9 protein-coding genes are annotated in these 10592 nt (G+C 66.7%); 4 read left to right on the top strand and 5 right to left on the bottom strand.

Annotated features, from left to right (window positions below):
- The coding region (locus AB1824_05695) for a biopolymer transporter ExbD (protein MEW5764452.1) at positions 1-344 on the top strand (344 nt) is incomplete at its 5' end.
- A 455-nt stretch (positions 345-799) separates the two neighbouring features.
- On the top strand, positions 800-3016 hold the full coding sequence (locus AB1824_05690; GenBank protein MEW5764451.1) for a sodium-translocating pyrophosphatase: 2217 nt from the start codon (positions 800-802) through the stop codon (positions 3014-3016).
- A gap of 73 nt (positions 3017-3089) precedes the next feature.
- Here the strand turns inward: AB1824_05690 and AB1824_05685 are convergent, their stop codons facing one another.
- The 4 genes from AB1824_05685 to rsmD form a co-directional block, all read right to left on the bottom strand.
- Entirely contained in the window at positions 3090-3671 is a 582-nt protein-coding gene (locus tag AB1824_05685) for a hypothetical protein (protein ID MEW5764450.1), read from the bottom strand.
- 15 nt (positions 3672-3686) lie between these two features.
- Positions 3687-5042 (bottom strand): sodium:proton antiporter, encoded by a 1356-nt coding sequence (locus tag AB1824_05680; protein MEW5764449.1) that lies wholly within the window; start codon positions 5040-5042, stop codon positions 3687-3689.
- 387 nt (positions 5043-5429) lie between these two features.
- Positions 5430-7319, bottom strand: a complete 1890-nt coding sequence (gene selB / locus AB1824_05675) for a selenocysteine-specific translation elongation factor (protein MEW5764448.1) — start codon at positions 7317-7319, stop codon at positions 5430-5432.
- Positions 7316-7900, bottom strand: a complete 585-nt coding sequence (gene rsmD, locus AB1824_05670) for a 16S rRNA (guanine(966)-N(2))-methyltransferase RsmD (protein MEW5764447.1) — start codon at positions 7898-7900, stop codon at positions 7316-7318. The genes selB and rsmD overlap by 4 nt, the downstream gene beginning before the upstream one ends.
- An 86-nt stretch (positions 7901-7986) precedes the next feature.
- Here rsmD and AB1824_05665 point away from each other — a divergent pair, with 86 nt between their 5' ends.
- Together AB1824_05665 and AB1824_05660 are read left to right on the top strand one after the other, a co-directional pair.
- Positions 7987-8394 (top strand): single-stranded DNA-binding protein, encoded by a 408-nt coding sequence (locus AB1824_05665; protein MEW5764446.1) that lies wholly within the window; start codon positions 7987-7989, stop codon positions 8392-8394.
- Positions 8395-8431: 37 nt separating this feature from the next.
- A complete protein-coding gene (locus AB1824_05660) occupies positions 8432-9055 on the top strand; it encodes an MBL fold metallo-hydrolase (protein MEW5764445.1) in 624 nt (207 codons plus the stop codon).
- Positions 9056-9069: 14 nt separating this feature from the next.
- On the opposite strand, the gene AB1824_05655 is transcribed toward AB1824_05660, so the two are convergent.
- The gene (locus AB1824_05655) at positions 9070-10515 is read right to left on the bottom strand and encodes an Rne/Rng family ribonuclease (GenBank protein ID MEW5764444.1); all 1446 of its coding nucleotides are present in this window, start codon (positions 10513-10515) and stop codon (positions 9070-9072) included.
- Between the last annotated feature and the right edge of the window lie 77 nt (positions 10516-10592).

Here is a 10592-nt window from a genome sequence, read left to right as displayed (position 1 = left end):
TGGACATTCTCCTGGTGCTGATCATCATCTTCATGGTGATCACGCCCATCCTCCAGAAGGGCTTCACGACGCAGGTGCCCCCCAAGGCGCCTCCGTCCACCAACCCCAGCCAGAGCAACGCGATCGTCCTTCAAATCGACGCCGGAAGCGGGATGTCCATCAACCGTCAACCCGTCACGCTGCAGGACCTGGGCGAACGGCTCGGCGCCATCTTCGCCACACGCGCGGACAAGGTCCTCTTCGTCGACGTGGACGACAAGGCCCCCTACGAATCCGTGGTGAAGGCCCTGGACATCGCCCGCGGCCCCGGCAAGGTCGAGACCATCGGGTTCGTCTTGAACTGAACCAGCCGCCCGCTTTTCAAGGGGCAGCGGTTCAAGTTGTTTCACTTGTCAGTGGGAGCCTCCCGCAGGAGGCTCCCACTTCCTTTTACAAATGCCCAGTCTGATCAGTAAATTACGAGCGCCCCTCCCCCACGGGGCGAAGGACCGAACTCCACGCTCGCACCCCAGGGGCACGAACGGCTCGGGCAAATTGCACAGTCGTCCACTCCGCCCCGCGGTCCATATGGACCCAGCTTCGCCGCCGTGCCAATATTGGAGGAGCATGGGGGGGGGGTCGGCGCCTTCTCGGCGCACGCAACGGATTGACGCGCAGACACTTACGCCTTCCGAACCAACCCGCGGCTCCGACGGAGCGGGCCCGAAGGGGGGGCGTTCACATGGGAGGGGAAGCCAAGGACACAGGGGAACGCGGAATCGTTTGACGCGGCGAGGTTTCGAAGAAAGGGAGGATCCGCATGAAGATGTTCCTGTACTACTACCTTCCGGTGCTGGCGGCCCTGGCGGCCCTGGTATACGCCTTCATCAAGGCGTCCTGGGTGGCCAAGCAGGATCCGGGCGACGAGCGCATGCAACTCATTTCGAGCTGGATCGCCCAGGGCGCCATGGCATTTCTCAAGCGCGAGTACAAGACGCTGTCGGTGGTCGTCGTGGCCGTGGCCATCCTGCTCGGCGTCTCCAACCACTACGTGGCCGAGGACACCAACGCCTTCATCGCGCTGTCCTTTGTACTGGGCGCCACCTGTTCCGCCCTCGCCGGATACCTGGGCATGAAGACCGCCACCAAGGCCAACGTCCGGACCACGGCCGCCGCGCGCTTCGGTCTCAACAACGCCCTGCAGGTGGCCTTCGCGGGCGGTTCCGTGATGGGCCTCTCCGTTGTGGGACTGGCCATCACGGGCTTCGGCCTCCTCTTCATCCTCTACACCTTCCTGTACCCCGAGTCCCAGACGAGCGAATCGGCCATGATGCTCGTCCTGAACCTCCTCTCCGGCTTCTCCCTGGGCGCCTCCTCCATCGCCCTCTTCGCGCGCGTGGGCGGCGGCATCTACACCAAGGCCGCCGACGTGGGCGCCGACCTGGTGGGCAAAGTCGAGGCCGGAATCCCCGAGGACCATCCCCTGAATCCGGCCACCATCGCCGACAACGTGGGCGACAACGTGGGCGACGTGGCGGGCATGGGCGCGGACCTGTTCGAGTCCTACATCGGGGCCATCGTCTCGGCCATGATCCTCGGCGTGGCGTGGTTCGGCGGGCTCGGCGCGCTCCAGCAGGGCGCCAGCATGAACGCCGTGTATCTCCCGTTGATCGTGGCGGTTATCGGCATCCTTTCCAGCATCATCGGCTTTTTCTTCGTCCGCACGAAAGAGGGCGGGAACCCCCAGACTGGCCTGAACATGGGAACCTTCGGTTCGGGCATCCTCATGGTCATCGCCACGATCCTCGCCATCCGCTGGCTCATCCCCGCCGGCGACGTGCAGGTCATGGACATCATCACCGGCAAGACGGCCACCTACCACTGGTGGGGCGTGGCCTTATCCGTGGTCTCCGGCCTCGTCGCCGGTATCGCCGTCGGCCTCATCACCGAGTACTACACCGCCACCTTCAAGAAGCCCGTCCAGAGCATCGTGGAGGCCTCCAAGACGGGGCCCGCCACCACCGTCATCCAGGGCATCGCGGTGGGCATGAACTCCACCACCCTGCCGATCTTCATGATCAGCGCGGCTATTCTGGTCGCCTACAAGTTCGCCGGACTTTACGGCATCGCCCTCTCGGGCGTGGGCATGCTCAGCACCCTGGCCATCCAGCTCGCCACCGACGCCTACGGACCCATCGCGGACAACGCCGGCGGAGTTGCCGAGATGTCCCGCCTGGGGCGCGACGTGCGCGCCCGGACCGACAAGCTCGACGCCGTCGGCAATACCACCGCGGCCATCGGCAAGGGCTTCGCCATCGGATCCGCGGCCCTGACGGCCTTGGCTCTGACCGCCGCCTACATCACCAAGATGCAGGGAAAGATCGACATGGACGCCGCCAACCCCTACGTCCTCGTCGGCCTGCTGATCGGCTGCATGCTCCCCTTCCGCTTCTCCGCCATGGCCATGGTCGCGGTGGGCAAGGCCGCCCAGGACATGATCCAGGAGGTCCGCCGCCAGTTCCGTGACATTCCCGAACTCCGCCCTGCCCTCATCGCCGCCCAGAAGGCCGAGAGCGAGGAGCGCGAGCCCAATGCGGAGGAGACCAAGATCATCCGCGCCGCGGACGGAAAGGCCCAGTACACGCAGTGCATCGACATCTCCACCGCCGCCGCCATCAAGAAGATGATGGCCCCCGGCATCATGGCGCTCGCCGCCCCCCTGATCGTGGGCCTCATCTCCCCCGACATGCTGGGCGGGTTGCTTGTGGGCGTCACCATCTCGGGCGTCTGCCTGGCCATCTTCCAGGCCAACGCGGGCGGCGCCTGGGACAACTCCAAGAAGCAGGTGAAGGAAGAAGGTCACAAGGTGTATGGAGAGAACTACGACGCCATGCACAAGGCAACGGTGACCGGCGACACCGTCGGGGACCCCTTCAAGGACACCTCCGGTCCTTCGCTGAACATCCTCATCAAGCTCATCAGCGTGGTGGCCATGATCTTGGCCCCCATCTTCTACGCCATCCACTACGGCGGCTGAGTTCATAGCAGGGCAGAAAGAAGGGCGCCGGCCTCACGGCCGGCGCCCTGTTCTTTTGTCCGTAAGGCTGACCCTACTCGGGATGGACCTCGGCCCGCTCCTGGTGGATGAGGTCTTCTTTCCGGCAGAAGCGGTAGGCTTCCAATACGGCATCGAAGGCTCCCTCCACCCGTCCGCGGCCGGCCAGTTCGTAGTCATGAGAGGGCGCATACAGCTCCACCCCCTTGGAGTTGGGGTCCTGTTTCTCCCGAAGGGGCTCCTCCTCCACGAGTCGGCATCCAGCGGGGAGGTTGCGGAAGTAGGCGAGGAAGCGGGCTCCGTGTTCGCGCGAGTAGACCCGCAGGGAGAAGCCGAAGCCAGCCCCGGCGAGGAGCCGCTTGTGACGCAGAACCATGGGGCGGCCCGCCGCCGCCGATTCGCCCAAGGCCTGCGCCACGCCTTCGAGGGACCCTTCGGGCACCGCCACGTGGAGGGTGTCTTGTCCCGGGTTCAGCAGCTCACGGATCTTCTCTCGATAGGGCTCGCAGTCGAACCCTTCCGCCTCCAGGTCCACGATGTTCCCATCCAGGCCCTTGCCGGCGAGGTAGCCCCTGAGAAAGCCAATGTCCCACCCCTTCGGGCCGTCAATCACCAGTTCCCAGTACTTGACTGCCATGGCTGAGCCTCCCGATCAGAAGAAGATGAGCCCGATGCCCACGAACAGCGGGATCAGGACGGGGATGGACCACTTGAACATGTAGCCGAAGAAGGAAGGCATGTCCACACCCGCTTCCTCGGCGATGGAGCGCACCATGAAGTTGGGAGCGTTCCCGATGTAGGTGTTCGCCCCCATGAAGACGGCCCCGGCGGCCACAGCCTTGAGGAACACGGCGTTCTGGGCGATCAGTTGAGGAACGGCCTGGGCCTCGGGCAGCCCCGGGTAGAAGCGCCCCAACTGCATGTTAAAGAAGGTGAGGTAGGTCGGCGCGTTGTCCAGGAAGGACGAGAGGCCGCCCGCCGCCCAGAAGTACTGCCAGGGCTCCTTCACGGACCGGATCAGAAAGGCGAGGTGGCCCTGCTCGCCGGCCTTCAAGATGGCCAGGGCCGGAATGATGGTGGCGAAGATCCCGGCGAAGAGGATGGCCACTTCCCGGATGGGTTCCCACGTGAACCCGTTGTCGTCCCGGAGGGCCTTCGGCGTGGCCCAGAGGGAGAGCCCACCCATGGCCACGATGATGGCGTCCCGCACGAGGTTCTGGATCTCCATGTGGATGCCAAGGAGGGAGAAGGACCCGGGGCGCCAGAAGCCGGAGAGGAGTACTCCCCCCAAGATGCCTCCCAAGAAGAGGAGGTTCACCAGGCCGTCCACCCGAAGGGGGGTCTTCTCTCCATCCGGAACGGCCACGGCCTGTGGATCTTCCTTCTTATAGTAGTGGCGGTCCAGAAGGTAAAAGAGGACCAGCAGGAAGGCGGAGGCCGCGCCCATTACGGGAAGGAGTTTCATCGTCCAGAAGAAGGGCACCCCGTGGAGGAAACCGAGGAAGAGCGGCGGATCCCCCAGAGGCGTCAGGGAGCCGCCGATGTTGGCCACCAGGAAGATGAAAAAGACGATCACGTGGACCTTGTGCCTCCGCGCGGCGTTGGCCCTCAGGAGTGGGCGGATGAGGAGCATGGCCGCACCCGTGGTGCCCGTCCACGAGGCGATCAAGGTCCCGATGGCGAGGAGCGCCGTGTTGATCCCCGGAGTGCCCGCCAGGGTGCCCCGCACCACGATTCCGCCGGAAACGGTGAACAGGCCCCACAGCAGGATGATGAAGGGCACGTAGTCGATCAGGAAAATGTGCAGGGTCTCGTGACCCGCCTCCCCGCGGAAGGCCAGGAGAAACGGGAGAAGAAACAGAAGCCCCCAGGCCAGGGAGACCTTGGGATAATGATGGTGCCAGAAATGGGGAGCCAACAGGGGGAAGAGGGCGATGGAGAGGAGGATCCCAACGAAGGGCAGGACGGACCAGAGCGGTAGCACCTCCCCGATGGGCGGGTGTTCCAGCGCCGCGGGCGCCCCTTCGGAGGCCAGCCACCCCGTGGTGCCGAAGGCCAAGATAGATAGGACCAAGATCAGGAGGAGAACCCGGGATCGGATCCGTTTCCTCCCCTTCCCTTCCAATGACGCACGTTTCCCGCCGACGTCTACCATGCGTTCCTCCAATGCGAGCCGGAGCCCCCCCAAGAAGATGTTTATCATATCACCGCCCGACCTCGGAGTGGGAGCGGCGAGTGGATGTCTATCCCGCGATGGGGCCTCGCGGTGGCGGCTCGACACTCGCCGAACGGTGCATCATGATGCGACGCCCGGCACTGATTCAGGTGGCGAAGCCCTCCGGCCTCGCGGGCCAAGATGCGTTTCTTGAGCCAACCGCGCTGACCGTGGAGGGGGTCAGGAGACCAGGATCCTCCTCCCCTCTCCCTCCCGCCGGGTCCACTTCATTTCGTCGAGGAACTCCAGGAGAGGCATGGCGTACTTGCGGGTGATGCCCAACAGGTCCTTGAAGTCGGGCACCGCGATGAGGGGCGACTTGCCCTTCCCCCACGCGGCCAGGGCCAGACGGAGGGTGTCCAGGGTGGCGGGCGCGATGAAGAAATCTCCCCCGAACCGGCGCAATCGGCCCTCCGCCGCGAGCAGGGGCAAGACCTGCCGTGCGGCCGGCCCGAAGGCCTCCTCCAGTTCCTTGCCCGTCTGGACGGGCGTGCCGGCCTCGGCCAGCCTTTGCAGGATCCCGTCCCATGCGGCCCGCTGGGGCTGCGTTAGGGTCACGCGGTGGCCGGCGGGACGCACCCTGTCCCCGTCCAATTCCACGCGCCCCGCCGCCACCAGGGCCTGAAGGAGCGCTTCGCAGCGGGCCGCACCGAGCATCCGGCTCCACCGGCCCAGGAGTTCTTGGCGTGGGATCGAATCCACGGGCGACTTCCCCGCATGGCGCGCCTTCAGCCAGGCCGCGGCGCGGTCCAACCACCCCGAGGCCTCCCCCGCATCGAGCCACCAGGTCCCTTCTCCCCACCGAACCAGGTTTCCAGCCTTCTCTCCCTCCGACGCAAGGGCTGCCAAACGCCCGGGCGTCACCCCGAGGCGGGCCAAGCCGTCCTTCGGGGGGATCCCGGCGGGACCGGCCTCCACGAGCATGGCCCTCAGGGCATCCTTCCCCAGAAGGGCCTGGCCCACGGCGCGGTCCCGCTCACGCCTCCAGCGAGCACGGCGACGGGCTGGAAGGAGGACTTCGCCGCCGGCCACGGTCCGCGCCGGGGAGGGCAGTCGGAGGATGAACCGGTCCTGGGGCCAGGCGCTCACCTTCTCCGGGCAGCGAATCTGGGCCAGACCCGCCTCCCCGGGCGCCAGGGCCCCGGCATCCGCGAGGTGAACGTGGGCCTCCACCTCCTGGGTGTGGAGGTGGAGGGTGCAGATCGCGCCCGTCTTGAGGGGCCTTTTCGCCGAGGGCAGGACGGTCAGCTGCACGTCCAGGAGGTGTGTGGGCCACACCGTCCCGGGACGGGCCAGAAGATGTCCGCGCCTCAGGTCCGCGTGGTGGATGTCCGAGAGGTTGACCGCCACCCGCTGGCCCGCCCGGGCCGCCTCCACCGGCTTGCCGAAGATCTGGAGCCCGCGAACCCGGCTCTCCCAGCCCTGGGGAAAGACCTCCACCGGGTCCTCCACCTTCAAGGAGCCGTCGATGCAGGTTCCCGTCACCACCGTGCCGAAGCCCTTCACGGGGAAGGTGCGATCCACCGGCAGACGGAAGGGCCGGTCGGCCGGGGGTTCGGGGCACAGGGCGGCCTCCCGGAACAGGGCCTCCCGCAGGGCCTCCAGACCCTCTCCGGAGGCGGCGCTGACGGGAACCACGGGAAGGTGCCCGAGGCCGTGGGCGTCCAGGAATTCGGAGAGCTCCAAGAGGGCCAGTTCGCGGGTTTCCACATCCACGAGGTCTACCTTGTTCAGGGCCACGACCCCGCGGGACACGCCGAGGAGCCCGAGGATCTCAACGTGCTCCACAGTCTGGGGCATGACCGACTCGTCCGCCGCCACCACCAGGAGGCAGAGGTCGATTCCGGTGGCCCCGGCCAGCATGTTCTTGATGAAGCGCTCGTGGCCCGGAAGATCGACGAAGTGGAGGGCCCCCTCCGGGGTTTCGAGGGTGGCGAATCCGATGTCCAGGGTGATGCCGCGCCGCTTCTCCTCCTCCCACCGGTCCGCGTCGATTCCCGTGAGGGCCTTCACCAGAAGGGTCTTCCCGTGGTCGATATGCCCCGCCGTTCCAACCACCACGTCCCTCATGGCGTCGCCTCCCGAGACAGGCCGGCCCGCTCGTCCGAGAACCGATACACGGACAGGGCGGTGTCCCCGTAGCGATAGGTTCTCCCCGCCTCGAAGCCCGCGGGACACGCAGGCAATGACCTGGCGGCGGACTCCACGACCAGGATTCCCGGAGGGACCCAGATCGGGAAGGCGGCCAGCCGGCCGAGAAGGTCCGGCCAGCCCGGATCGGCATAGGGCGGGTCGCAGAAGGCCACGCCCACCGCGGCCCCCTCCTCCGAAAGGACCCGCAGGGCCTTCTCGGAGGACACGGGCAGAACCCGGCACCGGCCGCCGACCCCCAGCCGCTCCACGTTCGACCGGAGGGCCGCCAGCGCCCTCGCGCTTTTTTCCACCAACACGGCGCCCGCGGCCCCCCGGCTCAGGGCTTCGAGGCCCACGGCACCCGTCCCCGCGTACAGGTCCAGAAACACCACGCCCGCCGCACGCGAACCGAGAATGTCGAAGAGGGCTTCGCGGACCTTCTCAGACGTGGGCCTCACGTCCATGCCCCGCGGGACGTCCAGCCTTCGCCCCCTCAGATCCCCGCCGACGATCCTCAAGTTGACTCCCTCCCGGACAGGCCCGTATTATAAGGAAAATCGATCCGTCCTATAAGCAAGGGCGGCCCCTCGTGAAGGAGTGCGTCATGGGAAGCGTGAACAAGGTTATCCTCCTGGGCAACCTGGGCAGGGATCCGGAGCTTCGCTACACCCCCAACGGCACGCCCGTGGCCAATTTCACCCTGGCCACCAACGAGGTGTGGAAGGACAAGGAGGGGCAGAAGCAGGAACACACCGAATGGCACCGGGTCGTGGTCTGGGGAAAGCTCGCCGAAGTGGCCGGCGAATACCTCAAGAAGGGCCGCCAGGTCTATATCGAAGGCGGGATCCGCAGCCGGACCTACAAGGACAAGGACGGCAACGACCGCACGGCCACCGAAATCCGGGCCGACACCCTGGTCATGGTGGGTCGCCCGGAAGGCGGTTCGGGAGAGGGCGGGCGCACCGCCGCCGAAGCCTCCCCCGAGTTCAGCGACGACGACATCCCCTTCTGACGACCGAACCGCCGGTCGCCTTCCGCGCACGGGCCCCATGGACGAGATCGCGACACTCGACGCCGGAGGCGACGAGAACCGAACCTACGTGGTCCTTTCCAGGTCCCGGGGGGTCGCCTGGTGCGTGGACCCCTCCTACGCCGCCTCCGCGGTCCTTTCGCTGTGCCGAAAGGCGGGGTGCCGCCTCACGGATGTTCTGTTGACGCACACCCACGGAGACCACACCGCCACCCTGCCCGAGCTGAGGGCCGCCTCGGATCCGCGCGTTTGGGTTCATTGGACGGAGCGAGCCATCCCCGCCGGATCCTCTCTGATCGAAGCGGACGGGCCCCTCCCCGGCCTTCCCGAAGTCCGGGCCCTCCACTCTCCGGGCCACACGCCAGGCGGGGTGTGTTACCTCTATGACGGGGCGCTCTTCACCGGCGATGTCCTCTTCGTGGACTGGGTGGGCCGCGCCGACCTTCCGGGCGGCGATCCACGGGCCCTGTTCGATAGCCTCGCCCGCCTTCGCTCCCTGCCCTCGGCGCTGGTGATCCACCCCGGCCACCACTATGGGGCCGTGGAGAAGAGGACCCTCGGGGAGGAGGCGATCCTCAACAAATTCCTGGCCTGCGCGGAGTACGAGAGGTTTCTTGAGCTTCTGCCGGAACTGACGTCCTGAGCGGGGCGGCCCCGTCAGGAAGCGGGCCGGATCGTGAAGTGGGAGAGGCGCGGCGTCTCCGCCGCCTCGAAGGAGATCCCGGAGGGGAAGGCGTACCGGTCCCGGTTTTCCTCGATAAACCGGACCACCTCCTGCGATGCCGTCACCACGGCTTTCTTCGGCGCGTGGCGGCCCGAAAGCGTCTCGGCGATCATCTGGGCCGTCCGCCACGGTGCGGGAAGCCGGCCGCGACCCTCACAGCAGGGACAAACGCCCGTCATGACCCGCTCCAAGTTCCTCCGGCTCCGCTTCCTCGTCATTTCCACCAGGCCGAATTCCGAGATGTTGAGGATCCTGGACTTGGCCCGGTCCCGTTCCAGGGCCTCCCTCAGCCGGGCGAAGAGGGCCTCGCGGTGGGCCTTCTTGGTCATGTCGATGAAATCGATGACGAGGATGCCCCCCAGGCCCCGAAGGCGGATCTGCCGGACGATTTCGTCCACCGCCTCCATGTTGATGGCGAAGGCCGTCTCCTCGAGGGAGCGCTTCCCGGTGAAGCGCCCCGAGTTGACGTCGATGGCCACGAGGGCTTCCGTGGACTGGATCACGATGCATCCGCCGGACCTCAGCCACACCCTCGCCCGCAGGGCCTTGTCGATCTCCTCCTGAATCCGGAAGTGCTCGAAGAGGGACCCCGGCTTCCCCGGCCAGAGGTGCACCTTCTCCCGGGGATGGCCCATGGAGGAGAGCAGGTCGCGAGCCTGTTCCGCCGCTTCCGCGTCGTCGGTGAGGACCTCCCCGTCGGCTCTCAACAGAACCTCGCGAATCAGGCGCGCCACCAGGTCGGCCTCCTGGTGGAGGACCGCCGGGGGCTCGGCCCGCTGTCCTCGCAAACGGATGAGGGCCCACTGGTCCAGGAGGCCCTGCATCTCCAGGGCGAGATCCTCCTCCGCCACCCCCTCGGCGGCCGTCCGGATGATGAACCCGCCCGAAACCCGGGCCTTGAGGCGCCGCACGATCTCCTTCAGGCGGGCCCGCTCTCCGCCCGATATTTTCCTGGAAACCCCCACGTGCTCCATGAAGGGCAGGTAGATCACGTAGGACCCGGGAAGGGAAATCTGTGTGGAGAGCCGCGCGCCCTTCGCCCCCATGGGCTCCTTCGTCACCTGCACGAGGATCCCCGACCCTTCCTTCAAGTCGCGGATGGAGGGGTTCCGAAACTTGCCCTCGATTCCATCGGCGTCGGCGAGGTCGGGCAGGGGGCCCATGTCCCCCTCGTAGAGGAAGCCGTCACGGTCCAGCCCCACGTCCACGAAGGCGCTCTCCATGCCAGGCAGGACCCGGCTCACGCGCCCGAGGTAGAGGTTGCCCACCAGGCCGTCCAGGTGTCGGGGCTCCTGCTGGAACTCCACCAGCAAGCCGTCCTCCAGGACGGCCACCTGCGTCTGCCAGGCATCTCGCGTGATCAGGAGCTCCAGCTTCATGGCATCGGGTTGAGGAACCTCAGCCTCCCTGCAAGCTCCTATTGTACCCGCCCGCGGGCCGGAGGGAAACGCCGCCC

Source organism: Acidobacteriota bacterium, from assembly GCA_040752915.1.
GTDB lineage: Bacteria > Acidobacteriota > UBA4820 > UBA4820 > DSQY01 > JBFLVU01.
Note: the sequence above shows the minus strand (reverse complement) of the source record. Positions and strands in the feature narration are given on the sequence as shown.